Origin of the sequence: Enterobacter sp. D2, assembly GCF_034427575.1 — a bacterium.
GTDB classification, from domain to species: Bacteria; Pseudomonadota; Gammaproteobacteria; order Enterobacterales; family Enterobacteriaceae; genus Enterobacter; species Enterobacter cloacae_M.
The window spans coordinates 1,788,510-1,813,537 of the sequence record NZ_JAXQPP010000001.1; the positions used below are offsets into that span (position 1 = coordinate 1,788,510).

19 protein-coding genes are annotated in these 25,028 nt (G+C 58.9%); 6 read left to right on the plus strand and 13 right to left on the minus strand.

What is annotated here, in order from left to right:
• The 8 genes from tssB to SPG90_RS08660 form a co-directional block, all read right to left on the minus strand.
• Complete coding sequence (gene tssB, locus SPG90_RS08625) at positions 1-525, minus strand: type VI secretion system contractile sheath small subunit (RefSeq protein ID WP_008502644.1); 525 nt, start codon at positions 523-525, stop codon at positions 1-3.
• A gap of 75 nt (positions 526-600) precedes the next feature.
• Positions 601-1,617 (minus strand): type VI secretion system protein TssA, encoded by a 1,017-nt coding sequence (gene tssA / locus SPG90_RS08630; RefSeq protein WP_047173193.1) that lies wholly within the window; start codon positions 1,615-1,617, stop codon positions 601-603.
• 11 nt (positions 1,618-1,628) lie between these two features.
• Complete coding sequence (gene tagF / locus SPG90_RS08635) at positions 1,629-2,345, minus strand: type VI secretion system-associated protein TagF (RefSeq protein ID WP_047173194.1); 717 nt, start codon at positions 2,343-2,345, stop codon at positions 1,629-1,631.
• A 16-nt stretch (positions 2,346-2,361) separates the two neighbouring features.
• On the minus strand, positions 2,362-5,982 hold the full coding sequence (tssM, locus tag SPG90_RS08640; RefSeq protein WP_322408081.1) for a type VI secretion system membrane subunit TssM: 3,621 nt from the start codon (positions 5,980-5,982) through the stop codon (positions 2,362-2,364).
• Between the two features lie 2 nt (positions 5,983-5,984).
• A complete protein-coding gene (locus SPG90_RS08645) occupies positions 5,985-7,223 on the minus strand; it encodes a DotU family type VI secretion system protein (RefSeq protein ID WP_033145801.1) in 1,239 nt (412 codons plus the stop codon).
• A gap of 17 nt (positions 7,224-7,240) precedes the next feature.
• Complete coding sequence (gene tssK, locus SPG90_RS08650; protein ID WP_029740099.1) at positions 7,241-8,584, minus strand: type VI secretion system baseplate subunit TssK; 1,344 nt, start codon at positions 8,582-8,584, stop codon at positions 7,241-7,243.
• Between the two features lie 28 nt (positions 8,585-8,612).
• Entirely contained in the window at positions 8,613-9,116 is a 504-nt protein-coding gene (tssJ, locus tag SPG90_RS08655; protein ID WP_045404315.1) for a type VI secretion system lipoprotein TssJ, read from the minus strand.
• Between the two features lie 23 nt (positions 9,117-9,139).
• The gene (locus tag SPG90_RS08660) at positions 9,140-9,634 is read right to left on the minus strand and encodes an SH3 domain-containing protein (protein WP_322408082.1); all 495 of its coding nucleotides are present in this window, start codon (positions 9,632-9,634) and stop codon (positions 9,140-9,142) included.
• Between the two features lie 1,001 nt (positions 9,635-10,635).
• Here SPG90_RS08660 and SPG90_RS08665 point away from each other — a divergent pair.
• Together SPG90_RS08665 and SPG90_RS08670 are read left to right on the plus strand one after the other, a co-directional pair.
• A complete protein-coding gene (locus tag SPG90_RS08665; protein ID WP_047173196.1) occupies positions 10,636-12,924 on the plus strand; it encodes an FdhF/YdeP family oxidoreductase in 2,289 nt (762 codons plus the stop codon).
• A 22-nt stretch (positions 12,925-12,946) separates the two neighbouring features.
• Positions 12,947-13,843, plus strand: a complete 897-nt coding sequence (locus SPG90_RS08670; RefSeq protein ID WP_047173229.1) for a LysR family transcriptional regulator — start codon at positions 12,947-12,949, stop codon at positions 13,841-13,843.
• On the opposite strand, the gene SPG90_RS08675 is transcribed toward SPG90_RS08670, so the two are convergent.
• Both SPG90_RS08675 and SPG90_RS08680 read right to left on the minus strand, forming a co-directional pair.
• Positions 13,822-14,580: a phosphate/phosphite/phosphonate ABC transporter substrate-binding protein gene (locus SPG90_RS08675; protein ID WP_126303761.1), complete on the minus strand. Its 759-nt coding sequence runs from the start codon at positions 14,578-14,580 to the stop codon at positions 13,822-13,824. The two genes, SPG90_RS08670 and SPG90_RS08675, sit on opposite strands and share 22 nt — an antisense overlap.
• Positions 14,573-15,544, minus strand: a complete 972-nt coding sequence (locus SPG90_RS08680; protein WP_047173198.1) for a fatty acid desaturase — start codon at positions 15,542-15,544, stop codon at positions 14,573-14,575. The genes SPG90_RS08675 and SPG90_RS08680 overlap by 8 nt, the downstream gene beginning before the upstream one ends.
• 149 nt (positions 15,545-15,693) lie before the next feature.
• On the opposite strand from SPG90_RS08680, the gene SPG90_RS08685 reads away from it, so the two are divergent.
• Together SPG90_RS08685 and gap are read left to right on the plus strand one after the other, a co-directional pair.
• On the plus strand, positions 15,694-16,674 hold the full coding sequence (locus SPG90_RS08685; RefSeq protein WP_322408083.1) for a GlxA family transcriptional regulator: 981 nt from the start codon (positions 15,694-15,696) through the stop codon (positions 16,672-16,674).
• Between the two features lie 78 nt (positions 16,675-16,752).
• On the plus strand, positions 16,753-17,763 hold the full coding sequence (gap, locus tag SPG90_RS08690; protein ID WP_047173199.1) for a type I glyceraldehyde-3-phosphate dehydrogenase: 1,011 nt from the start codon (positions 16,753-16,755) through the stop codon (positions 17,761-17,763).
• A 47-nt stretch (positions 17,764-17,810) separates the two neighbouring features.
• Here gap and SPG90_RS08695 read toward each other — a convergent pair whose 3' ends face one another.
• Positions 17,811-18,998 (minus strand): MFS transporter, encoded by a 1,188-nt coding sequence (locus SPG90_RS08695; protein ID WP_126303762.1) that lies wholly within the window; start codon positions 18,996-18,998, stop codon positions 17,811-17,813.
• Positions 18,999-19,113: 115 nt separating this feature from the next.
• On the opposite strand from SPG90_RS08695, the gene SPG90_RS08700 reads away from it, so the two are divergent.
• Both SPG90_RS08700 and SPG90_RS08705 read left to right on the plus strand, forming a co-directional pair.
• Entirely contained in the window at positions 19,114-20,070 is a 957-nt protein-coding gene (locus tag SPG90_RS08700) for an AraC family transcriptional regulator (protein ID WP_045404333.1), read from the plus strand.
• A gap of 102 nt (positions 20,071-20,172) precedes the next feature.
• Positions 20,173-21,858, plus strand: a complete 1,686-nt coding sequence (locus tag SPG90_RS08705) for an alpha,alpha-trehalase (RefSeq protein ID WP_045404335.1) — start codon at positions 20,173-20,175, stop codon at positions 21,856-21,858.
• Positions 21,859-22,353: 495 nt separating this feature from the next.
• Here the strand turns inward: SPG90_RS08705 and SPG90_RS08710 are convergent, their stop codons facing one another.
• Together SPG90_RS08710 and SPG90_RS08715 are read right to left on the minus strand one after the other, a co-directional pair.
• Complete coding sequence (locus tag SPG90_RS08710) at positions 22,354-24,456, minus strand: TonB-dependent siderophore receptor (protein ID WP_322408084.1); 2,103 nt, start codon at positions 24,454-24,456, stop codon at positions 22,354-22,356.
• A 112-nt stretch (positions 24,457-24,568) separates the two neighbouring features.
• Positions 24,569-24,823, minus strand: coding sequence for a GlsB/YeaQ/YmgE family stress response membrane protein (locus tag SPG90_RS08715; RefSeq protein WP_008502662.1), 255 nt, complete (start codon positions 24,821-24,823; stop codon positions 24,569-24,571).
• Between the last annotated feature and the right edge of the window lie 205 nt (positions 24,824-25,028).

Sequence of the window (25,028 nt, forward strand, 5' to 3'; positions counted from 1 at the left end):
TTATTCCTCGCTACCTTTCGCGCTTTCGTCATTTTTCGGCAACTGGCTCAGGGATTTGAGCAGCGTCGGATCCTGCAGAATTTTAGCGATCAGCTCTTCCGCACCGTTTTTGCCGTCCATATAGGTCAGCAGGTTGGAGAGCTGGGTACGCGCTTCCAGCAGCTTATTCAGCGGCTCGACCTTGCGGGCCACCGCATCCGGCAGGAAGTCGTCCATGCTGTCAAAGGTCAGATCCACGTTGAGCTTGCCTTCGCCGGTTAGGGTGTTATCCACCTGGAACGCCACGCGCGGCTTAAGCGCCTTCATGCGTTCGTCAAAGTTGTCGATGTCGATTTCGAGGAATTTACGCTCGTCGACGGCCGGCAGATTTTCAACCGGTTTGCCGACCAGATCGGCCATGACGCCCATCACAAACGGCAGCTGAATCTTACGTTCTGCACCGTAGATCTCTACGTCGTACTCGATCTGCACGCGGGGGGCACGGTTACGTGCGATGAATTTCTGCCCACTGTTACTCATTGCCATGATGTTCTCCATCAAAGATGCGCGGTGAAGGTGAAACGGCAGGCTCCATGCCTGTCGTCATAATGCCTGGACGCGTTATTCGCGGCGCCCAAAGATGTTTTCAAGTTGGTTAACGCCGTCTGGCGCCAGGTCGCGAATAATGTCCATAAAGTTAAGTTCTGACAGCCGCTGCACCCGTTCAATCATCAGCGGTGCGGGGTGGCTCGGTTCGTACTGCGCAAAATACTGCTTCGCTTTTTCCAGCATCAGCTGCGCGTCGGCGCGGCTGGTGATCTGCACGCTGCGCCAGTCGGTGACCGACTGAACGGGCTGCGCTGCCGTCGACTGCTGCTCGGCCTGGGGTTCTGCCTGCGCCTCGCGGTTCGGCAGCAGCTTGCTGATGTCGGTTACCTGACACGCGCTGGCGACCAGTCCGACGGTTTTCAGCAGCTGCTCCATCTCGGGCACGCCGCTTTCACCGAGATGCCCGGTGAGAAGCTCGCGAATCGCCAGCAGACGTTCGTTAATGACGATAACCGCGGCGGTTCCCGGCTGGTCGCCGCGGGCCAGCTCGTCAATCAGCCGCGGACGCCCGCCGGGATAGTCCGGGCATTCGGTTTTACTGCCGTCCAGCAGGGCCTGAGCATCCCGGAGCGAAATTTCATCGCCGTTTGAACGCAGCAGCGAGGCGTTACGCACGGCGACGGTGAGGTCGGACTTATCGCTCAGCCCTGCCAGGGCGTTAATGCGGTAGAACGGGTCGGTTTCGCCATACTCTTCCAGCAGCGGATAGAGCGGCTCCCAGTAGCGGGCGATCGCCTCCTGCACCAGCAGTAATCCGTCCGCGTAGCCCGCAAGCCCGCGACGGCGGGTCCAGGCATGGGTTAACGCCAGCAGGACGCGAAGATCCTTGGTGCGGGTCAGCAGGCTGGTGGCGTATTTTTCCACCGTGTTCCAGTCAGCTGGTTCTGCCGGAATAATGGTGTCGCCAAACTGCTGTTCCGCTTTCCCAAGACTTGCCTGATTCATGCTCTGGAAGTCGGCGTCGTACTCCAGGTTTTCGCCACAGGGTTTTTCGGGACTTATTGGCGCGAGAAATTCTTCGATATTCATGAGATCCCTGCTTATTCAAACATAGGCGGATAGAGACCGTGACGGCCCGGACGGGCGCCCCCTGCCGGGTCGAACAGCAGGGTGAAAAGCTGCCCGGTAAAGTTACCGCTGTGCACGTGGGTGTACAGCGGGTAGCCGTCGCAGCGGTTGGTCCACCAGTAGCTGGTCTGACGCAGAGGATCAAAACATTCAGCCGCCTGAGGCCAGCCCAGCGTGCTCTGGCCGTCCTCGTCATAGCCAATCACATCAAGTATGTCGGAACGCTTTTGCGGCTCGACCGGCTGCGGGGCCGGAATGGACATCAGCATCTCGTCGAGCTGCGAGGCGGAAAAACTGTTGCGCACCGCGTGCAGCCCCAGGCGCCCAATCTGCTGATACCAGCTTTCGGCCTGGCTGAGCAGGCTGGTCGACCATTCGGACGGCGCGAAGCTCAGCTGAAGGCAAACAGGATACTGTCGGCCAACGCTGTCGCGGCCGGGCAGCAGACAGCCCATCTGGATCATCTGGCTGCCCAGCATGGGCGGTACCACAAAATTCCAGACTGGCGCTTTTTGAAACTGGCGCTCGCCGCTGCGCTGCTCTTCCTGCTGCCAGGCCAGCAGACCGACCTGGAACCAGTGTGACCACTGGCGCTGTAAAGTGTCAGGAAAGCGACGCTGCAAAAAATCTCCGGCGCTGGGTAACTTGCCATACCAGCTGTAGCGGTTCATCGCAGGGGTATTCGTCATACGGCTGTCCTTGCGGTTATGGGCATGAGAAACGGGGAAGCTGGAACGGGTTACGAATGCTGTTTGGCGCAAACTCCAGCGTGACCTGATGTCCGTCGACGTTGAAGGTGGCCTGACGGCTGAGGCTACCCGCCCCCGGGCTGGTGCTCGCCTTATCAAAGAAGCGGTTCAGCGCCCAGGCGCCGTTGGTGACCAGCGTCGCCGTGCTGCCGTTCGCCAGCCCCAGCTGCATGCGTACCTGGTTGGTGCCGCCCGGCCCCGGCCAGTTCATGATCTGCACGGCCTGCGGGCCGTGGCTGTAGCGCAGCAGCTGGCCGTCGACGTCCAGCGTCAGGTTCAGAATGGAGTTATCCATTCGCACGGTGCGAACCGTCACCTTGAAGGACGGCGTCGTGGCGCCATTAGCAAAGAAAGCGTCGCGAATCGACTGGGCCTGTTGGAACGGTCTCAGCAGCCCTTCGCTTCCCGGCAGCGTTTTACCGTCGATGCCCGGCATAAAGCGCCAGTTTGCCTGCGTGGTATCCACTTTATTGGTCAGATTGTCGCGGAAGAAAGCGTCCATCAGCCCGGTTCCCGGCGCAAACATGCGCGCGAGATCGTCAGGGGTGACCTCGGTGCTGGCACTGCGCACCAGCGGGTAACGGCTGGCGATCGCCTGACGGCAGAATCCTCCCACCTCAACGTTAATACGCTTCCGCACGTTTTCGAGGTCGCGGCGCTGGGTATCGCTGCTGGCGCCCACCGCCATATTGCTGAACATGGTTTGTAGCCCGCCCGGCAGGCGACCGGCGCTGGCCTGCAGGCGGCTGATCGCCTCTCCGCCCGGTGCCGGCATGCCGCTGTTGGCCGCGTCCTGAACCGCGGTCAGGTAGCGATAGAGCTCATCCACCTGCTTGAGAAAATCATCAAACACGATGGTCTTCCCGCCCTTCTCCAGCGGCTGCGCCAGCTCAATCATCGGCGCGTAGTGGTCGGTGACCAGCTGTTCCGGCGCCTGGGTGACCACGGCGGCCTGGGCCGGCGCAGCGTCATTGTTGCTGAACAGCGCTTCCAGCGTGCGGGTGGCGCGGTTGCTCTGCGCCTGCGCTTTATCCGCATCTTCCGGCGCTGGCGCATTGCGCGACAGCGTCAGGACCTGGCTCAGGTTCTGCACCAGGCGGCGCAGCGGCGAGTTTGCTCCGGAGAGCAGGCGCGCGGTGTTGATGCGCTGGGAGAGATCGGCGCTGTTATTGAGCTGAATGTCGGCGAGGAAGCGATCCCAGTTCGCGATAAAATCGCGCATGTAGAGCTGGCGCACGGCGTTATCGATCTGCTGTTTATCCTCCTGCGCCGTCGCGGCCCCCAGCACCCAGGCGTCGTCCTCGTGCAGGGCGGTGGTTACGCTGTCAATCTGGCCGTTAAAGCTTTTCCAGTAACCGTCCGGGGTATACAGACCCGGCACGCCTTCGCTCACCGGTTTGCCGCTTTTGCGGGAAAACACCAGCTCGCTCTGCGGTCCGCCCAGGTCGGAAAGGGAGACCGGCTTGAGGTTGTCATCATGCTCCAGCAGGCGTTTGAGGCGACCGTATACGCGCGTGGAGAGCGGCTGCTGATTGATCATCGCTCTTTCGCGGGCCACCAGGGATTCATCCTGCGCGTACGGCGAGGCCTGAATTTTCGGTTCCAGCAGCTGCGTCAGGTGCCATTCAAGCTGCTGCAGCTGCGCCTTCGTGACGTTCTGCGGAAGATTTCGCTGCAGGTTGAGCATCACCCACGAATGCAGGAATTTGCCGTCGTAGTGCTTCGGCTGATACAGCATCTGATAGGCTTTCAGCGCTTCATAGCTGTATTCCACGTCGCTGCCGTTGTCGTTGCGCAGCCAGGTGGTGATGTGCATGGCAACGGCAGGCAACAGCATCTGATCCAGCGCTTTCTGGTACAGCGACTGCGAGGCATCGCTGACGTCATCTCCGCGGTAGAGCCCCATACGGCGGGATACGGGCGGATCGTTCACATCAAACGCGTCGCTTTTCGGCAGATCCACCAGACCGTTCAGCAGCGGCAGCAGATCGAACAGGTCACGCTGGGTCTGGTTCTGCAGCGACTTGCTCTGCTGGTCCAGCAGCGGCACCTTCGCATCCACCTCTTCCAGATAGGCCTTGTTTTTGGCATAGCTGGTCAGCCACAGACCGCCGAGGATAACCAGCAGGGCCAGCAGCGCCGCGTAGCCGGACCAGATCACCGCCCGGTTGCGCAGCTCCCACCAGCGGTTTTCGCCCGCGATACCGGCTTCCTGGAAGATGACGTTTTGCAGCAGGTTCTTAATGAAGAAACTCTGACCTTTTGCCCCCGGGATCGGCGCTTCTTTGCTGACCGAATCCCAGTTATCCGCCTCTCCCCCTTCCGGCAGCGACAGCGCGCGGTTCAGTTCGCCCATCACGCGGTCGAACGGCATGCCTTCCTGAGTCCCGCTGGCGAAGTAGATCCCGCGCGGAGAGAACTCGGTTTCGAAGTTGGAGCGGGCGAAGACCGTGCTCAGGTAATCCGCCAGCAGCGGACGCAGCGCGGCGAACTCCTGCGGGAAGAGATACGCTTCGGCGCGGGTTTTCGCGTCGTGCTCTTTCAGCATGGTTTCCGGCAGCCCGGCATCGAGGCGCTGCTGCAGCAGAGAAAACTCCTGCTGGAAGTTGCCCATCAGGTCGTAATCGGCGTGTTTGGTTTGCTCCCACGGCAGCGTAAAGCCCCAGATCTGGTCGCGCTGCGCTTTGTCGTAGTCGGCAAACCAGGCGCGGAAGCCTTTAAGCAGATCGGCCTTGGTCACCATCACGTAGACAGGGAAGCGAATACCCAGCTGTTCATGCAGCTCGGACAGACGCTGGCGCAGGTTCACCGCCTGCTGGCGGGACGCCTCGGCGGACTGGGTGAGCAGGTCAGAAATGCTGATGGTGATGATGACGCCGTTGATCGGCTGGCGGCGGCGATACTTACGCAACAGGTTGATGAACTCCAGCCATTCGCCGGCGTCCTGTACCTGCTCGCTCTCCTGGGTGGTATAGCGGCCCGCCGTGTCCAGCAGCACCGCCTCATTGGTAAACCACCAGTCGCAGTTACGCGTGCCGCCAATGCCCCGCAGCGCGGTCTTACCGAAGCGATCGGCCAGCGGGAACTGCAGCCCGGAGTTAACCAGCGCCGTGGTTTTACCGGAGCCCGGCGTGCCGATAATGACGTACCACGGCAGCTGATAGAGATATTGCGTGCTGAAGCGCTGCGTCCATTGGGCGCCCTGGCCCGCTTTGCTGAAGTGCGCTTTTTTCAGCATCTGCGCGGCTTCATCAAAGCGGCTGGCGAGGATCTGCTCCTCGCTGTTCAGCCGCTTCTGCGGATCCGCCGCTTCCGGGCTGGCGGTGTTCTCCTTGAGCTTGTCCATCAGCTTGCGGTTAAGCCAGGCATTGTACAGGCGCGGCAGAATGTGGCCCTGCGCCCAGAGCAGATAGACCACGGCGATGCTGATAATGCGGTTCTGTTCAGACTCAAGCGGTCGGGTGTCCACGATGGACAACAGGGGACCAATCATCCAGATCACCGCCGCAAGCGCCGTTACGCCGAGGAAGCTCCACAGAATGCGGTTGGTCAAGATGGAAAGAAGTGTAGTCAGCATCCTTAGTTTCCTTGCGGCAATCCGTTCAGCTCGGCCTGAGTGTTTTCAGGCGACACCAGCAGAGTAATTTCCACACGGCGGTTACGGGCGCGGTTTTCAGGCGTCGTGTTCGGCGCCACCGGGTTAATCTCGCCCCGCCCTTCCGCTTTCACGCGGCCAGGCTGAGAGAGGCTTCCCTGCAGCATTTTCTGTACCGAGCGGGCGCGTTCCAGAGAGAGTTCATAGTTCGAGGCAAAGCGCGCGCTGCGGATCGGCACGTTGTCGCTGTAGCCCACCACCAGAATTTTGCCGCTGACGTTATTCATCGCCTGCGCAATGCGGTTGATGACCGGTTCATAGCGGTCACGCACGACGGTAGAGGCAGAGGCAAACAGCCCGTCGCCCTTCAGGATAACGACGCTGCGATCCGCTTCGTCTTTCACCGCGACCAGGCCAGCCTCGATTTCAGGCTTCAGGAAGCCGCGCAGGTTCAGCACCGCTGGTAGCTGACGGGCCGGCTGCTGAATAGTGGTTTCCGGCAGCTGGGATTGGTAAATCTTCGCCAGCACCGGGTTGGTGTTATCGCCAAGGCGCCAGTTAAGCACGATATAAAACAGACAGGCGATAAACCCGGCCAGCGCCACGCAGGCCCACAGGGGAACCATCGGCCGCCAGAGCTTGCGCAGCACCGGACGATCTTCCGGATGGGGAGAAAGCGGCGGCGGATAGCTGCCGCGCACGCCGCGGATCATCTGCCACAGCCGCTGCTTGATGGTTTCAAGCTGGGTGCGGCCATTATCCAGTACCCGATAGCGTCCTTCGAAGCCCAGCAGCAGGCAGTAGTTGATCATCTCCAGCAGCAGAATATGCTCGCGCGGGTTCTGCGACAGGCGCGCCAGCAGCTGGAAGAACTTCTCACCGCCCCAGGTTTCGTTATGGAAGGTCACCAGCAGACCGTTGCTTGACCAGACGCCGCTGCTGCCCCAGGGGGTGAGCGCGGCGGCCTCATCGAGCGCCGTACACAGGCAGTAACGCGCCCCGACGATCACTTCGTAGGGCAGCCCCGCCTGCTGGCAGCGGACTTCGAAACGGCGAATCTCATCGATCAGGCGCTGGCGTAACGCCACCTGATCGTCATGGGAGACCGAATGACGGATCTGCGGAATCGCGTTGAGCAGCGGATTGGCGGCCGCCACCAGCTGATTGTTGCTACTGGCCCCGGTAAACGCGGCATCACTGCCGGTGTCCTGTCGTTCCTGCATATTAAGCGCTCGCTTTATTATTCTGTCGGGCTACGGATGGCCCAAAACTCCATATCCAGCCCCGGGAACTCCCCTGCAAGATGCAGGGCGAATGCGCCGGACTTATCCATCTCGTGCCACAGCTCGCTGCCCTTCTCCAGTTCAAAGTAGCTGTAGCCGGCATGCCACGGGATCTGCGGCGGCGCGACCGGCATGGCGCGCAGCATAATGCCCGGCAGCTGAAGCTGAACCAGATCGCGGATTTTCGAGACCGGCGCGACCTTCATCTGCGCCGGGAAATGGGTTTGCAGATGTTCGCCTGGCACATTGGCTTTTACCGCCAGCACGAAGCCGAACTCGCGCACCATGCTGGTTTCAGGCACCGTAGCGATGTTCAGGCCATGGGAGCGTTCGTTCAGCGGCAGCTGAATCGCGTGGTCTTCCATCACCAGCGACAGCCCCTGACGCAGCATCAGCATCAGTTTGCTGAAGCAGTTTGCCAGATCGTCATGATCGTAAATCGGCAGCACGCTTTCGGCGGTACGCTGCGACGTCCAGGTGGCTAGCTCGGTCGCAAACGGCAGCCAGCTGCGCCAGAGCGTTTCGGGATGCAGCAGCGGGAGGGTTTTTAAATGAGATACTTCGCCCAGATGACGGTTAACCAGCGACAGCAGCGTGAACTCAATCAGTTCGGAGGTGTTAAAGCGGCCAGGCTGGCGCAGACGACCGCCAATTTGCTGGCTGCGCTGCACCAGCAGACCGTGCAGATCGTTGATCATGCTGTAGATCTGCGGGCTGTTGTTGGCGTTGAGCATCGGCGGGATGTAGCTGTTGTCGAGCCGCACGTGGTTGTCGTTACGTTTCTCCGTCACAAACGCCACGCCGATGGCGGTCCATTCCGCCGTGAGGTCTTTTTCCAGCATCAGGGTCAGACGCAGGCGGCCAAACTGGACGGTGGCATCCCCCACCGACATGGCGTTGTCGTCTTCCACCTCTTGCTCGAAAGCGATGAAGCGCGCCAGCGAGGCCGGCTCTTCGCTAAAAATCACCTCTTCTCTCTCGCCGCGACGAACAGGCAGCGCGAGCACCACCTTTTCGTTGGTGAGGTTGTCAGGAATTTTCAGCGGTACAGGACCGTTGCGCCCGTTACGCACCTGGAAAAAGGTGCCGTCCGGCAGCAGGCCACTGCAGTAGCTCAGGGCAATGCATCCCTGACGAAGCATCGCTTCATCCAGTTCCACGTCAAGAAAGCCCCAGAGATATGACCGCTGTAGCGCGCCCCATTCACGAACATGGTTGAGCAGATAGCTTTCAGTCCGCTGAAAATGGTGTGGACGCAGGAACATGCCTTCGGTCCAGACGACCTTTTCTGCTTTCGTCATGATGATGTGTTTCCTGTGTTGAAGCGCGTTACTGGCTGATGACCCGAATGCCGTTCACGTCGAGAAAAACGTTGGCCTGAAGTTCATCCGCGGACCATTTCCAGAACTGGTAGATATGATTTTCGCCAGGCACAGGCAGAGGGAGTGAAACGCGCCATTTTTTGCCATCCAGCATCTGATACTCCGCCATCACGCCGATGTAGCGGGCCTCCGGAGAGCTTTGCCCGCTGAGGGTTTTGGACAGCTGTCCCGGCATCAGGAAGAACACGTCGCTGTTCAGCAGATTCGCGCCAAGCGTGGCTGACGCGTTGTTCTGCAGGGAGTAGAAGTCGCTGGACATGAAATCCGCATCGGATTTCAGCAACAACACCCGAACCTTAAGCGGCGCAGATTCGTTGATTTGTGGATGAGCCTGAAACTTCAGATTGTAGCGGGAGGGGTCGCTGTGTGAAGACGACGTACAACCACTGACCAGGGCGAAAATCACCGCGTAAAAGAATAACCACAGCTTATGAAAATTTTTATTATTCATAAAAATGCGCTCATGCAAGCCGTTTAGTTCAGGATCCAGGTACCGTTAGCGCTGTCTTTGCAGGCTTTGCTGTTGCCATCGACGTCGACACAGATCGCTTTTTTACGCGCCTTCGGACGGATGGCCTGTTTACGCACGGCGGCGTCGTACAGGTCGGCCTTGATCACGGCGCGCATCGGGACGTAACCAATCAGCTGATCGTTACCTTCATCGGCAAGCGCCATCCAGTAGTGTTCAACCTGCCCCAGTACCACGTACGTTTTTCCGGTGTCGAGAGTGCGGATAACTTTGCCGCCGAAGTCAGGACGGCTCATCAGGGAGGCCGGATACATGGCGCGATACGGTTCGTTGACCGGGTTGAACTCCGCAGGCGGCGTCACAGCGTGACGGTGGGTTAAGGTCACGCCGTTGACCTGGCTGGTCTCGATCGTATCGTCGTTGATCACAGGTTTCTGCGGCGCTTTACAGCCCGCCACCGCCATTACAAACAGAAGTGAAAACAGTACGCGCATTTTCATATGCTTTTCCGTAGCGATATTTCGATGATGAAGATAAGGGGGTGAAGTTTGACTTAGGTGCTATTGTTAAAATAGCCAGGATATTTTCGGGGCGTTACTATTTTAAGGGCATAGCTACCGCACGAGCCCTTCAGAATAAGGCCCAGTGTCTTCCTGACATATTTTGACAAACGGTAAACAAGTTTACATGAGCTTCGTCTCAATTCAATATTTACCGCTACGTAACTGTTGGTAAATGAAGCAGTCGGAAAATTATAGGATTAATCCTATGAAAAAAGCCGATACGGCCTACACGCTGTTATTTTTCCACCACATTACAACGCAAATTATTGTATTATAAAGAAAAAGAACAAAAGAGAACCACTTTCAATAACGCAATACTGCTATTATCGCCACTACCATAATTAGTAGAATTCGCGTATTGGTGAGGTCAGCAGAATATATGAAAGATGAATTATTTGTTGCACTAACAGGGTATCTTTAATATTGAATGCACCCGACAACGTGAATGTGGCTATTTCACTTATGTTGCACTACGTTAATTTTACGCCTCAAAATAACTTTATATTTCGCGTTGTGATAATTCCCCTGTCAGGCATAAATTATATCCATTAATCATTAAGCCTGCGTTAACCATCCTGACATTACCGCAGCCGAAAATGCTCGCAATAGCCCGCCAGCTGCGAACATTCTTTATTGCTGCCGCTCAAAGGCTTCATTCGAAATTTTATTGCTGCTACATCCTCTCCTGCTCGCCCCATCTATCTTGCCTACCGTTTGATAGATAAGATTTATTATTAAAATGATAAAATTTCGTTATAATTTCTTTAAATATTTAAGCATCAGACCCGATAAAACTCTGTAATAAAACGAATTTAAGATAAAGCATTTTTCCACACCGCATGCGCATAGCCATCCGGTCGTCATTGCTTTTACTTATTGTCCGTTGCAGCGTTTTTATGGGTTCAGACGTTGTGTGACCGAAGAAATCAGGAGTGGGTATGAATAAGAAAAGACGCTCGGTGCCGGGTATCAGACACTATGACGGTCCTGCCGGAGGCTGGGGCGCGTTAAAAGCGACGGCCATCGCGGTACGTACCCAAATGGATACCTTTGATGCTCCCGCCACGCTGCTGCGCACCAACCAGCCTGACGGTTTTGACTGCCCGGGCTGCGCGTGGCCGGATAAAGAACACAAGTCGACGTTCCAGTTCTGTGAGAACGGCGCCAAAGCCGTGACCTGGGAAGCCACCAGCAAACGCGTTACCCCCGCGTTTCTGGCTGAGAACAGCGTCTCCTCGCTGCTGGCAAAATCGGACTTTGAACTGGAAGGCTACGGTCGGCTGACGCATCCCCTGCGCTATGACCGGGCAAGCGATACCTTCCGGCCCGTCGACTGGGAAGAGGCGTTTCAACGCATCGGCGAAGTATTGCGCGGGCTCGAACCGGACCAGGTCGAGTTCTATACCTCCGGACGCGCCTCTAACGAAGCGGCGTATCTTTTCCAGCTCTTCGCCCGCGAATACGGCACCAATAACTTCCCCGACTGCTCAAATATGTGTCACGAGGCCACCAGCGTCGGTTTGCCGCGTTCGATTGGCATCGGGAAAGGCACAGTCTCGCTGGACGACTTCGATAAGACCGAGCTGGTGATCTCCATCGGCCACAACCCCGGCACCAACCATCCGCGAATGATGGGGACTCTCCATGAGCTGGCCCGTCGCAACGTGCCGATTATCGTCTTTAACCCGCTGCGCGAGCGCGCCCTCGAACGCTTCGCCGACCCGCAAAGCGTGATTGAAATGGCGACCTACGGCTCAACGGATATCGCCTCGACCTATTTCCAGGTGAAGGCCGGGGGCGATGCCGCCGCGCTGAAAGGCATTGCCAAACATCTGCTGGAAATGGAGGCCGAACGCGGTGACGTGCTCGACCATGCGTTTATTGCCGAACACACCCAGGGCATTGAGGACTTCACCGCCGATATCGCGCAAACCCGCTGGGACGAGATCGAGCGCGAGTCAGGCCTGAGCCAGGCGGCGCTCAAAAAGGTGGCCGACGCCTATGCGAAATCAAATGCCACCATCATTACCTACGGGATGGGCATTACCCAGCACAATAAAGGTACGGCAAACGTCCGCCTGATCGCCGACCTGCTGCTGCTGCGCGGAAACATCGGCAAGCCAGGCGCGGGTATCTGCCCCCTGCGCGGCCACTCCAACGTTCAGGGAAACCGCACCGTCGGGATTAGCGAGAAGCCTACCCCGGCCTTCCTGAACCGTCTGAAGGACGTTTTCGGCTTTGAGCCGCCGTCTCAGCACGGACACGATGCGGTGCAGGCCACGCAGGCGATGATCGACGGCCGCGCGAAGGCGCTCATCTGCCTCGGGGGTAATTTTGCCGTCGCGATGCCCGATCACGAGCGGGGTTTTCCGGCGATGGGCAACCTGGATTTGAGCGTGCACGTCGGGACCAAGCTCAACCGTACCCATCTGCTGGTGGGCAAAGAGACCTTTATCTTTCCGTGTCTCGGCCGCACCGAGCTGGATCTCCAGGCCACCGGCCGTCAGTCCATTACCGTCGAAGACTCCATGTCGATGGTCCATGCCTCGTCCGGCAAGCTGAAGCCCGCCTCGCCGTTACTCCGTTCGGAACCGGCTATCGTCGCCGGCATGGCGAAAGCCACGCTGCCGGAAACCCGCGTGGACTGGCTAACGCTGGTTGAGGATTACGACCGCATCCGCGATCTGATCGAGCAGACCATTCCGGGCTTTGAGAACTACAACGCGCGGATCCGCGTTCCCGGCGGCTTCCGCATGCCGCTGCCGCCGACGCAGCGCATCTGGCCAACGGCGACGGGAAAAGCGATGTTCTCGGTGTTCGACGGCGTTCACGAGAACGCCAGCGGCGAAGGTGAGCACGTTCTGCGCCTGATCACGCTTCGCAGCCACGACCAGTACAACACCACCATTTACGCCCTGGACGACCGCTACCGCGGCGTATTTGGCCGCCGCGACGTGCTGTTTATGAACGAAGACGATATGGTGCAGTCAGGCCTGGAACACGGCGACCGCGTGGATATCGAAACCGCCCTCCCCGGCAGCGTCCAGCGTCTGAAGGACATTACCGTGGTGGCGTACAACATCGCGCCGGGCACCGTCGGCGCCTATTACCCGGAGGCCAACGTGCTGGTGCCGCTTGATTATCTGGATAAGGACAGCGGTACGCCGTCGTATAAATCCGTTCCGGTTCGCATCACCCTGCGCTCGAAAGAGATCCGCATGCTGTAAGGCTGCTCGCGCAGAGATAATGATGGATATTAAACAGTTAAAATATTTAATCGCACTCGACGAGACCCGCCACTTTGGTAAAGCGGCCTCGCAGTGCAACGTCACCCAGCCGACTCTCTCCATGCGCATCCGCAGCCTGGAAGAGGAGCTGGGGCTGGTGCTGATCGTGCGCGGGCAGCGCTTTGAAGGGTTTACGCTGGAGGGTGAACGCATCCTCGCGTGGGCCCGTGCCCTGCTTGCCGCGCACGACGGGTTACAGGCGGAAGCCGCGCTGTGTAAAGGCCAGGTGGTGGGCGAATTACGTCTGGGGATGGTGCCGCTGGCGAGCGTGGATCCGATGATCTTTATTCGCCTGCTGACGCGAAAATACCCGGAGCTGACCTACAGCCTCTATTCCATGTCCTCAGCGCAGATTGCCGACGGCGTAAGTCGCAATCAGCTTGAACTGGGAATTTGCTACCTCAACAGCATCGACACCAGCCTGTTTGACGTTATCCAGCTGCCAAAAACCAAGATGGGCCTGCTGCACGACGTCCGCCATTTTCAGCTCGGCCAGGCAACGCTGACGTGGCACGACCTGACGGATTTTCCGCTGGGGTTCCTGACCAAAGGGATGCATTACCGGGCGCATATGGAGGCCAGCTTTAAATCTGCAGGCATCGAACCGACGTCCGTTTTCGAGAGCGACTCGACGTTCCAGATCATTCAGGCGGTTCAGAGCGGCGTGTGCTGCGCCGTCATGCCGCTGAACAACGGGCTGGAGGCACTGAACAGCAACTTCAGGATCGTCCCCATCGCCGACGCGAACATTGAGGCTCCCGTCGGCCTGATTATGCGCAGGCAGAAGCCGGTCTCCTCGCTGGCGCTGCGCTGCTTTACCGACGCGCAGGAGATTTATCACGCGGACAATGAGGCGTAGGCCTCGCGCGTCACCACGCTAAAACCGTCGATCAGCACCGCGTCGCGCATCTCCCGGTATTCCGGCGCATCCACCAGCTCGTGAAGCGCATCGCGAATAGCGTTAAGCGTTTCAGGCGAGGTGTTATGCGAGGTGATCAGCGGCAGTCCCGGCGTCAGCGGGGTGCGGTCAATGACCGCCAGTCCCGCAAGCCGTTCCGGCTCATGGCGCTGCAGCAGTGCCCAGGTCACACAGTCGATGGCCGCGATATCCCCCGCCCCGCGCTTCACATCAATCAGCGACTGGCGATGGCTGCCGCTGAAGGACGTTTGCGCGAAAAAGGGACCGCCGCTCGCAAGGGGAGCCACTTTTTTTCGCAGCGCATTGTAGCCGGACTGGGAATCCGGGGAGTTACAGACCGCCCGACGTCCGCGAAAATCCGCCAGCGTGAGGTGCCGATCCTCCTCGCGCACCGCCAGAAAGCTGCGGTACTGGATCCCTTCGCAGCCCGGTGCCGCGTAGTGAAAACAGCCGACCACCTGCACGTCCGGGAGCTGCGTGACCAGCGGATAACCACAGGTCTGGCTGAGGATAAGCGCAGGCTGTTGCCAGTGGCTCAGCAGGTCAGACTCCGGCCAGCCGGGATCGCGATCGACGGACACACCGCGCGCGGCCAGCAGCCCCTTTACCGCCAGCCAGAGCGCGCGCGTATCGGCGCGATCCACGGCATACATGGGAAATGCCAGCAGCTTACTCATACCCTTCCCCCTGTTGTTTTGCGGGATGAACGGTGACGTCGACGGGTCTGACCCAGAACTGACGCAGCCATTCACCATAGCCCCTGACGAGAAAACCGTGGTTTCGCCGCTGGTATGCCTCCCGGTTTTGCTCGTAGATGGCCTTCAGCCCGTACCAGGGAACGCCCGGCAGATCGTGATGCACTGAATGGTAGTTGAGATTCAAAAACAGCACCCGCCAGAATAACCCGGCCTCGTTAATGACGGAGCGCGCCAGCGGGTCGTCCGCCGCGCGATGTTCGAAAAACGATCGGACCTTGGTCAGCGCCAGCGCCGGATAGCTGACGGCCAGCACAAACCAGACGGGTGAAAAACCGGTACGCGTCATCCAGGCGAAGAGCGCCACCAGCAGCAAAACGTGAACCAGCCACATCGCCATCGCCCTCAGGTGAAGGTGGCGAAATGCCGCCACGGCGCTGCCCAGCGTCTGCAGGATATCCAGCAGCGGGGCCAGCACCAGCCGCCCGGCGAAGGTATTCCGGGCGCGGATCGTACGCTTCTGCCAGGGGGAAAAGCGCGCCCAGCTCTCGTCGGTAAAATAGTATGACTCCGGGTCATCCACCGGATGGGTCAGGCTATGGTGCCTATGATGGGCGAGATGGGAGTCCCGGTACAGGCCATACGGATACCAGACCGCCAGCGGGAGCGTGCCGAACAGCTGGTTGAGCCAGGCAAAACGCGTGGGGTGCCCGTGGATCAGCTCATGCTGCAGGGACATGTACCAGGCGGTAAACCCGATGAGCAGCAGCGTGGCGGGCAGCAGGCCGAGCGTTTGCCAGAACGCCAGCGTGGCAAACCAGCCGGCATAAATCGTGATAATCAACAGCCAGGTGGGCAGTTCGCTTCGCCATAAGAAACCCGACGCGAGGCGATGAATTTGATTGCGTTGTTGCGGATGTAAATAGAGGGAGCTTCGTTGACCCATTCCTTAAGACGCCGTTTCGCCAGAGATAATTCTCTGACGATCGGGGATAACGCCTGAAATAACAAAGAACTTAAATCGCATTGCTTTGCCAGAAACGTGGAGCACACGCGCTGCTTGACTTATTCCGTGATAAAGGTACTTTTCAGGACATGAAGAAGATCCTGATTATTGTTCCCGACGGCGGCATGCTGTTTGAGGCCGCCGGTATCGCCGATATTCTGATGCAGGCCAACCGGCTGCATCCGGAAGGGCTTGCGCAGCCGCGCTACCGGATTATCATCGCCACCACCCAGCCTCACCAGGTGATCCACGGCCAGTCCGGCCTGAATCTGCTGGCGGACTATCGCCTGCCGGAGCTGGATCCGCGTGAACCGCTGGACACCATTATTATCACCGGACGCGGCATGAACGAGCAGGAGAGCACGGCGGTGGTGGACTGGCTGCACCTCGCTGCGCCGCACGCCCGGCGGGTAGCCTCTATCTGCGGCGGCGCGATGCTGCTGGCCCAGACCGGCCTGCTGGACGGTCGCAGGGCGACCACCCACTGGCGGCTGCTGGAGACGATGCAAGCCCAGTATCCGACTATCCACGTCGAAGGCGGTCCGCTGTATATTCAGGATGGCCCCATCTGGACCTCCGGCGGCGTGAGTTCCGGGTTTGATCTGACCCTGGCGCTGGTGGAAGACGACTACGGATTTACCCTCGCCCGCGACGTGGCGCAGGATATGGTGATGTATCTGCGCCGCCCCGGCGGCCAGCTGCAGTTCAGCCGCTACAGCCTGCAGCAGCCTGGCGCATCGGGCCCGATAAGCGAACTGCAAACCTGGATCCTGCAAAACCTCACCGCCGACTTGTGCGTGGAAAATCTGGCCGAGAAAGCGGCAATGAGCCCGCGTAATTTCACCCGCGTGTTTACCCGCGACGCGGGAGTTTCTCCGGCCCGCTACGTGACCGAAACGCGTCTGGCCGCGGCCCGCCAGCTGCTTGAGCAGACCCATGACTCCCTTGAGCGCGTTGCCGAGCAAAGCGGGTTTGGCACCAGCATTAACTTGCGCCGCATCTTTGAGAAACAGCTTCACCTCACGCCCGGCGAGTACCGCCAGCGCTTCCACTGCCGCAAGATGGCGTAATCTGATCCTTTTTTGTCGTTTACGCCAAACGGCCCGACGCCTACAGTGACTCCAGACAACAGAGATAAGGAGTGCACCATGGTTAAGGTCGGTATTAACGGTTTCGGCCGTATCGGACGTAATTTCCTGCGCGCGGCGCTGGGTAACCCGGATCTGCAGATTGTGGCCATTAACGATCTGACGGACAGTAAAACCCTCGCCCATCTGCTGAAACACGATTCCCTTCTGGGCAAACTGCCCGCGCCCGTTGAAGCGGCTGACGGCGCGCTGCAGGTAGACGGGCAGCGGATCGTCGTATTTAGCGAACGCGATCCGGCGAATATCCCTTGGCGTGATGCCGGGGTAGACGTGGTGATTGAGGCCACCGGCTTCTTTACCGAGCGGGAAAAAGCGGCGGTGCATATCACCCACGGCGGCGCCAAGCGCGTCATCATTTCCGCCCCCGGGAAGAACGACGACCTGACGATTGTGATGGGGGTTAATCACGAGCAGTACGATCCAGCCCGTCACGCGGTGGTGAGTAACGGGAGTTGCACCACGAACGGCCTGGCACCTGCCGCTCAGGTGCTGCATCAGCAGTTCGGGATTGAGCATGGCCTGATGAACACCACGCATGCCTACACCAATAGCCAGGCGCTGCACGATCAGCCGGAGAAAGATCTGCGCGGCGCGCGCGCGGCGGCGCTGTCGATTGTGCCTTACTCAAGCGGCGCGGCAAAAGCACTGGGGAAAGTGATCCCATCCCTTGACGGCAAACTGACCGGGTACTCCCTGCGCGTGCCGGTGCCGGTGGTGTCGATTGTGGATTTAACGGTAACGCTGAGCCGTAACGTAACCGCCGAAGAGGTGAACGAGGCGTTCCGCAACGCGGCCGCCAGCGGGCCACTGAAAGGTATTCTGGGCTATAGCGACGAACCGCTGGTCTCCAGCGATTACCAGGGCGATCCACGCTCCTCGATTATCGACGGGCTTTCCACGCTGGTGATTGGCGGGAACATGGTGAAGATCCTGGCGTGGTACGACAACGAGTGGGGCTTCTCTAACCGTCTGGTTGATCTGGCGGTGTGGATGGATAAGAAAGGGCTGTAAGTCTTACCGTGATGCCGGGTGGCGCTTGCGCTCACCCGGCAAATAATTCACTCCGCCTTCACTTTTACTCCCATAAACACAATTACCATCGCCGTTACCAGCAAAAGACCGCTGCCCGCGAATACGCCGCTGGCACCGTTGAGGTCAAATACCGCCCCGCCCCCGGCCGCACCGGCACTGATTGCCAGCTGAATTGAGGCCACCAGCAGCTCGCCTGCACTTTCGGCTTCATCCGGAACGGTGGTAGCAAGCCAGGTTGACCAGCCCACCGGAACCAGACCAAATGCAAAGCCCCACAGCGCGACCAGGAACCCGTCCAGCATCGCCAGATGACCAAACGCCACCATCGTGAGCGCGAGAACGCCCATTGCGAACGGCACCAGCGCCAGCGTCAGGCGCAGATTGCGTGCCAGCAGATGCCCGGCAACGGAGGTGCCGACAAAGTTGGCCAGCCCAAAGCCGAGCAGGATCAGCGAAATGGTCTCAACGCTCGCCTGCCCCACCGTTTCCAGGAACGGGCGCAGGTAGGTAAAGAAGGCGAAATGGCCGCTGAAGATCAGGATGGTCGCCAGCATGCCGCCGATCATCCCCGGACGACGCAGCACGCGGAACAGCGTACTCAGGCTGCCGCTGCTCTCCGGCTTCATGGACGGCAGGACCCAGAGCTGCCACAGCAGCGCCAGCATGCTCGGCAGGATGCAGAGAACAAAGACGTTGCGCCAGCCGATCAGGCTGCCCAAATAGCTGCCGAGCGGCGCCGCGACCACCGTGGCTATCGATACGCTGGAGAAGATCACCGCCAGCGCCTTCGGCACTTTATCCGCCGGAACCAGACGCATCGTGGTCGCCGTCGACATCGCCCAGAATCCCCCGATGGCGATCCCCAGCAGCAGGCGGCCCATCAGCAGGACGTGCAGGTTGGGCGCAAAGGCTACCAGCAGGCTGGAGATAATTTGCAGCACCGAGAAAAACATCAGCACCCAGCGGCGGTCGATGCTTTTGGTTGCCGGCGTAATCAGCAGTCCGGTCACCAGCGCCACCAGCGCGGTGGCGGTGACGGCCTGTCCGGCCATTCCCTCACTCACGCCCAGGCTCGCGGCCATCGGCGTTAACAGACTGGCGGGCAGAAATTCTGCCGTAATCAAACCAAACACCCCCAGCCCCAGTGAATAGACGGCCCGCCAGGCGGGTTTTGCAGGCGCTACCGCCTCGCTCGCCGCGACACATGAATTCATCTGTTTTTCTCCCGTTATAAAAATGTGACAACCGTCGCAAAAGCATAGGAGGTTCACCCTGGACGATCTATGACATATAATCTCCACTTATTGATTATTCGTCCGGAGTTGCGCCATGACCGTACAGTCACCCGATCTGATCAGCGAACTTTTACGCGGCATGCGCCTGTCAGGGGTTAAATACCGGCGGATTGAAGCCTGCTCGCCGTTTGGCGTCGCGTTCCATCACGCCCCCGGCAAAGCGCAGTTTCATTTCGTGAGCCACGGCAGCGCCCTGCTGCGAATGGAGAGCGGTGCGGCCTTTCAGCTGAGCAGCGGAGACGCCCTCTTTATTCCAGGCGGCAATTCCCATGCCCTGCTCTCCGACGAGCGGGCCACCATTACCCCGGTCAGCGACTTTCCCAGCGAGCCTATCTGCAGCTCGGTGTGTGCCATCACCTGCGAGCCCTGCCCGGAAAGCGAGAACACCATCATCTTTAGCGGGTGCATGGATTTTGAGCTGGGCGGGATGCAGCCGCTGATCAAGGCGATGCCGGAAGTGATGATGGTCAGCCGGCTGATGTCCACCTGGCCGGAGATCCACCCGCTGCTGGCGGCGATGGAGCGGGAATCCGTGGCGCGTCAGGCCGGGTACGCCGGGATCCTTGCGCGTCTGGCCGACGTGGTGGCGGCGTTAATCGTGCGCGGCTGGGTTGAAGGCGGGTGTGGTAAAGCCACCGGCTGGGTGCAGGTTCTGCGTGACCCGCGCCTGAGCCGGGCCATTTACGCCATGCACCAGCAGCCCGGCCTGAACTGGAGCGTGGCGGATCTGGCAAAAGAAGCGGGCACGTCCCGTTCCGTGTTCGCCGAACGGTTCCTGGCCGCGACGGGAACCACCCCGGCAAAATATCTCAGCGAGCTGAGAATGCGACTGGCCATCCAGTACATTCGCCACGAAAATCAGCCGATTGAAACCGTCGCGCTGCGGCTGGGGTACGGCTCTCTGGCGGCGTTTAGCCGGGCGTTTAAGCGCATCATTGGACAGGCGCCGGGCACGCTGCGGGAAGCCAGCCAGACGCCGGAAGAGGTCTGACGGGCAGGCAATTATTAACGCGAAGCGGGCAATATTCGTCTAAGGTTTTCAGGTGATTGACAACAGCGGTCACGCTGTTTAGTGAAGACAGGAGACGAACTGATGATAAGACCTCGTACACTACGCCCCGCATTCTTGCCCCTTGCGTTAGGAGGCGCGCTGCTCGGCGTCACTACTTTCGGTTATGCCGACGATAGCCCCGCAGCCCAGACAACCTCACCCGATATTTTGCTGGGCCCGCTGTTTAACGATGTGCAAAGCGCCAAACTGTTTCCCGATCAGAAAACCTTCGCGGATGCCGTCCCCAAAAGCGACCCGCTGATGATTCTGGCGGATTACCGGATGCAGCACACGCAGTCCAGCTTTGACTTACGCCACTTTGTCGAGATGAACTTTACGCTCCCTGCGGAAGGGGAAAAATATGTTCCGCCTGCTGGACAAAGTTTACGTGAGCACATTGACGATCTCTGGCCCGTGCTGACGCGCACCACGGATAAAGCCAGCAACAAATGGGATTCCCTGCTGCCGTTACCCAAACCTTACGTTGTGCCCGGCGGACGTTTCCGCGAGGTCTACTACTGGGACAGCTATTTCACCATGCTGGGCCTGGCAGAGAGCGATCACTGGGACAAAATCAGCGACATGGTGGATAACTTTGCGTATGAGATTGATACCTTCGGCCACATTCCCAACGGCAACCGCAGCTATTACCTGAGCCGCTCCCAGCCGCCGTTTTTCTCAATGATGGTTGAACTGCTGGCGACCCACGACAGCGATGCGCTGAAGAAGTACCGCCCGCAGATGGAGAAAGAGTATGCCTACTGGATGGACGGCGTCGACGCCCTTCAGCCGGGGCAGGCTAACAAACGCGTGGTGAAGCTGGACGACGGCGCTATCCTCAACCGCTACTGGGACGACCGCGACACCCCGCGCCCGGAGTCCTGGCTTGACGACGTGAATACCGCCAAAAGTAACCCTAACCGGCCTGCGACCGAGATCTACCGTGATTTGCGTTCCGCTGCGGCCTCGGGCTGGGACTTTAGCTCGCGCTGGATGGACGATCCGCAAAAGCTCGGCACCATCCGAACCACCAGCATTGTCCCCGTGGACCTGAACGCCCTGATGTTCAAGATGGAAAAACTGCTGGCGCGGGCAAGCCAGGAGGGTGGCGACGCCGCCAGCGCAAGCAAATACGAGGCGCTGGCGACGGCGCGTCAGAAAGCCATCGAGAGCCACCTGTGGAATGATAAAGAGGGCTGGTACGCGGATTACGATCTGAAAAGCAAGAAGGTACGCAATCAGCTCACGGCGGCAGCCCTGTTCCCGCTTTACGTGAAGGCGGCGGCGCAGGATCGGGCCGATAAAGTCGCCGCGGCAACTTCATCGCGCCTGTTGAAACCGGGCGGTATTGCGACCACCACCGTAAACAGCGGCCAGCAGTGGGATGCGCCAAACGGCTGGGCCCCACTGCAGTGGGTGGCCGCGGAAGGGCTGCAGAATTACGGACAGGAGAAGGTCTCAATGGACGTGACCTGGCGCTTCCTGAAGAACGTTCAGCATACTTACGACCGCGAAAAGAAACTGGTCGAGAAGTATGACGTGTCGACAACCGGTACGGGCGGCGGCGGCGGTGAGTATCCGCTGCAGGACGGCTTCGGCTGGAGCAACGGCGTGGCGCTGAAAATGCTGGATCGGGTCTGTCCGAAAGCAAAACCGTGCGACAGCGTGCCGGAGAATCAGCCTGCGGCGAATGATGAGGCTGCGCCGGTGAAAGCTGCTGCACAGTGAGGGTATTGCCGGGTGTCGGCTACGCCTTACCCGGCCTGCGCGTGCTGGCTCTAATCCTCACAAATGAATGCGAGTAGCGAACAATCCCCTCGCCCTTTGGGGAGAGGGTTAGGGTGAGGGGAACATACGGCTGCGGTGGTCATTCCGTTCACTTTATGTTCCTTGCTACTCTTTAACGACATGACCGGTGAACGTGCCAGGGTGGCTCAATCGCCACCACCCTGGCGACCCGGGCTCCCGGCGGTAAATCGCCGCTTCGCGGTGCCCTCGTCTTATTCCTTCCGGCTTATCGGGGACGGGCGGAGGTAACGTCCCTGTAAAGCCCGCCCTCTCGGCGCATCCCTGCGCCTCGCCCCGGCCTTCAGGAAACGCCTCAGCGATTTACAGCCGGACCATGGCGTCGCTGCGAATAAATCGTTTCACTTTAAAAACCAGAATCGCTTCTGGTTAAAAATTAACTGGAGATCCCCCAGCACCGGCAAAGGGAAACGATCGTCAGAAACTATAACTCGCCCCTAACTGATACGTCCTGTCACGTCCAATCCAGCAGTTGGTCGCGTCGTAGCAGGTCAGCGTCTCTTTGTTGGTGATATTCTGCGCGCTGGCTTTGAGCGTTAACCCTGCCAGCGAGGGCAGGATTTCGCCCATCCGGTACGAGGCCGCCAGATCGTACTGCGTAGTGCCGCCCAGTTTTCCCGCATCGTTTGCCGGAGAGATTTCCATCGGCCCGGTGTAGCGTGCGCCCGCTCCCAGCATCAGTCCTTTCAGCGGCGTATTTTCAAAGGTGTAATCCCCCCAGAGGTTGAAGGCATTCTCCGGGACCTGCGTTGGACGTTTACCTTTGTACTTGTCATCTTCCCGGTTGATCGCGTGTGTGTACGCATAGTTGGCAATCAGCGTCAGGCTGTCCGTCGGACGGCTGATGGCGGACAGCTCTGCCCCTTTGGATTCCACTTCCCCGGTCTGACGATAGTTCAGGAAGCCCGGGTCGGAGGTGACGACATTTTTCTGCCGGATGTTAAACACCGAGGCGGTAAAGGTGGTGGCGTAGTCGGCCAGCAGATATTTCACCCCGCCCTCCACCTGCTTGCTGGTGGTCGGTTTGACGTCTTTCGCCACGAGCGTGCCCTGCGGTGACACCGGCGCAAAACCTTCTGAATAGCTGATAAACGGCGACAGACCGTTATCGAAGGCGTAAAGCGCGCCCAGGCGTTTGGTGACGCGATCCTGCGACACCCAGGCTTTATCACCGTTTTGCAGGTAGTTGGTGGTGACGGAGCGGTAATCGTCGTAGCGCAGGCTGCCCAGCAGGTTGAGGCCGCCAAATTCAACCTGATCCTGCAGGTAGTAACCGTTTTGCTGGTAGCTGAGACGGTTTTTCTGGGCGGTATAGAGCCCCAGCGCGCTTTCCTGGATCTGCGAATAGTCAGGATACCGCATATCGATACCCGGCGTGGCCGACGCGTAGCGATAGTAGAAATGGGAGTTCAGATTCTGATAGTCAAACCCGGCCAGCAGATGGTGTTTCCACTCGCCCAGCGCAACGGTTTTGGTCACCTGGTTGTCGATGTTGAAGCTCTTAAGGTCTTCATCGGTGGTGTAGGCAAAGCGGTTGAGCTGATACACCTCGCTTCCCGTCCCTGTCGCGTAGACGCTGCGCTGGTGGGTATCGACGTCGAAATAGCGCGCCTTCTGGTTAAAGCCCCAGCCGCTGTCAAACTCATGTTCAAAGCTGTAGCCCAGCATCCACTGACGCTGCTTAAACCCGCTCCACTCATCTCCGGCGTAATCGCGCTTGCCCGCATATTTCGAGCGCAGGTAGGCGAGCGGCAGCGGGTTAGACGGCGTCAGGCTCGGGGTGTTTTGCGCCAGCGCGTCCAGGGTGAGGCGGGTTTTGCTGTCCGGCTGCCAGGTGACGGACGGAGCAACCAGGTAGTTTTCATACCGGGTGGTGTGCGGCTGATCGTCGTTTTCCGTGGCTTTGCCCAGCAGACGGTAGTTCCAGTCGCTGTCGGCAATCTGCCCGGTTGAATCGAGATAGCCCTCTTTCAGATTACGGTTTCCGGTGTTAACGCCGATCTCCGTCCGCGCTTCCCGCTGCGGTTTTTTACTTTGAATATTCACCAGCCCACCCGGCGAACCGCCGCCGTAAAGTACCGATGAGGGACCTTTCAGGATATCAACGCTGTCGATCAGCAGCGGATCGATGCGCGCTTTGGTATTGCCGGTGACGTTATAGGGCAGCTGCAGCCCGTTGTAGAACTCCTGGTCAACGGTAAAGCCACGAATTTTATATTCGCTCATGTAGGAGGTATTTCCCCGCACCTCGGTTGAGACGCCCGGGGCATAGCGCAGGATTTCATTCACCGAATTCGCGTGACGCTTTTCAATTTCCGGCGCAGAGAGGGTCGTGATGACCTGCGGCGTTTTACTTTCAGCAACGGCCGATTTCGTGGCGCTGTTCGTCCAGGCCGGCAGCGCGCTGCCCTGCTCTGAACCTGTGACGACGATGGTGGATTCTTCGGCGAACACCGGGACCTGCAATGCCAGCGTGACGGCCCCTGCCAGGGCGCAAAGCGTAAAACGTGAGGTATTCATAATGTCGTCTTGTTGTTAGATGCAATACGGAACGACAATTATTATCATTTAGATTAACAAATCAATACTCCGCCAAAAAAACGGCCCTCCGCAGAGAGCCGTTCATGTCAATTTATGCTCGTCGCAGTAACCTGAATATGCCCAGCACCACAATGGCACCCACGACAGCGACCAGAAAACTGTGCAGGTCGAAACCACTTATGTTGCCTCCAAAGCCAAACATCGTCGCCAGCCAGCCGCCCACAACCGCACCAACGACCCCGAGTACACAGGTCAAAATAAAGCCGCCGCCATCGTTTCCCGGCATGATCAGTTTAGCGATAGCGCCAGCAATAAGACCAAAGATAATCCAGGCGATGATACCCATAGCGATGCCCTCTTGCAGGTTTAACGCGTGCGCAGAAAACCTTCTGCACAGCTAACTTAAGTATAGGTCATCGCCGGAAAACCATTTTCATCTCACCGACTTATCTTTGCTTAAACAGGCAAAAAAACTCACCGGTTTGTATTAAGTTTCATTGCAGATTGCCGATAACGCTAAGACAGTCCGTCATCTATCAAGGAGCCATCCG

What these genes read in the sequence shown, in the direction of transcription:
- SPG90_RS08660 (WP_322408082.1), bottom strand. Translation starts at nt 9,634, where the DNA reads ATGAAAATGCGCGTACTGTTTTCACTTCTGTTTGTAATGGCGGTGGCG.
- tssJ (WP_045404315.1), bottom strand. Translation starts at nt 9,116, where the DNA reads ATGAATAATAAAAATTTTCATAAGCTGTGGTTATTCTTTTACGCGGTG.
- SPG90_RS08680 (WP_047173198.1), bottom strand. Translation starts at nt 15,544, where the DNA reads ATGGGTCAACGAAGCTCCCTCTATTTACATCCGCAACAACGCAATCAA.
- tssB (WP_008502644.1), bottom strand. Translation starts at nt 525, where the DNA reads ATGGCAATGAGTAACAGTGGGCAGAAATTCATCGCACGTAACCGTGCC.
- SPG90_RS08715 (WP_008502662.1), bottom strand. Translation starts at nt 24,823, where the DNA reads ATGGGTATCATCGCCTGGATTATCTTTGGTCTTATTGCTGGCGCTATC.
- SPG90_RS08695 (WP_126303762.1), bottom strand. Translation starts at nt 18,998, where the DNA reads ATGAATTCATGTGTCGCGGCGAGCGAGGCGGTAGCGCCTGCAAAACCC.
- tssM (WP_322408081.1), bottom strand. Translation starts at nt 5,982, where the DNA reads ATGCTGACTACACTTCTTTCCATCTTGACCAACCGCATTCTGTGGAGC.
- tssK (WP_029740099.1), bottom strand. Translation starts at nt 8,584, where the DNA reads ATGACGAAAGCAGAAAAGGTCGTCTGGACCGAAGGCATGTTCCTGCGT.
- SPG90_RS08670 (WP_047173229.1), top strand. Translation starts at nt 12,947, where the DNA reads ATGGATATTAAACAGTTAAAATATTTAATCGCACTCGACGAGACCCGC.
- SPG90_RS08685 (WP_322408083.1), top strand. Translation starts at nt 15,694, where the DNA reads ATGAAGAAGATCCTGATTATTGTTCCCGACGGCGGCATGCTGTTTGAG.
- tssA (WP_047173193.1), bottom strand. Translation starts at nt 1,617, where the DNA reads ATGAATATCGAAGAATTTCTCGCGCCAATAAGTCCCGAAAAACCCTGT.
- gap (WP_047173199.1), top strand. Translation starts at nt 16,753, where the DNA reads ATGGTTAAGGTCGGTATTAACGGTTTCGGCCGTATCGGACGTAATTTC.
- SPG90_RS08645 (WP_033145801.1), bottom strand. Translation starts at nt 7,223, where the DNA reads ATGCAGGAACGACAGGACACCGGCAGTGATGCCGCGTTTACCGGGGCC.
- SPG90_RS08665 (WP_047173196.1), top strand. Translation starts at nt 10,636, where the DNA reads ATGAATAAGAAAAGACGCTCGGTGCCGGGTATCAGACACTATGACGGT.
- SPG90_RS08700 (WP_045404333.1), top strand. Translation starts at nt 19,114, where the DNA reads ATGACCGTACAGTCACCCGATCTGATCAGCGAACTTTTACGCGGCATG.
- tagF (WP_047173194.1), bottom strand. Translation starts at nt 2,345, where the DNA reads ATGACGAATACCCCTGCGATGAACCGCTACAGCTGGTATGGCAAGTTA.
- SPG90_RS08705 (WP_045404335.1), top strand. Translation starts at nt 20,173, where the DNA reads ATGATAAGACCTCGTACACTACGCCCCGCATTCTTGCCCCTTGCGTTA.
- SPG90_RS08710 (WP_322408084.1), bottom strand. Translation starts at nt 24,456, where the DNA reads ATGAATACCTCACGTTTTACGCTTTGCGCCCTGGCAGGGGCCGTCACG.
- SPG90_RS08675 (WP_126303761.1), bottom strand. Translation starts at nt 14,580, where the DNA reads ATGAGTAAGCTGCTGGCATTTCCCATGTATGCCGTGGATCGCGCCGAT.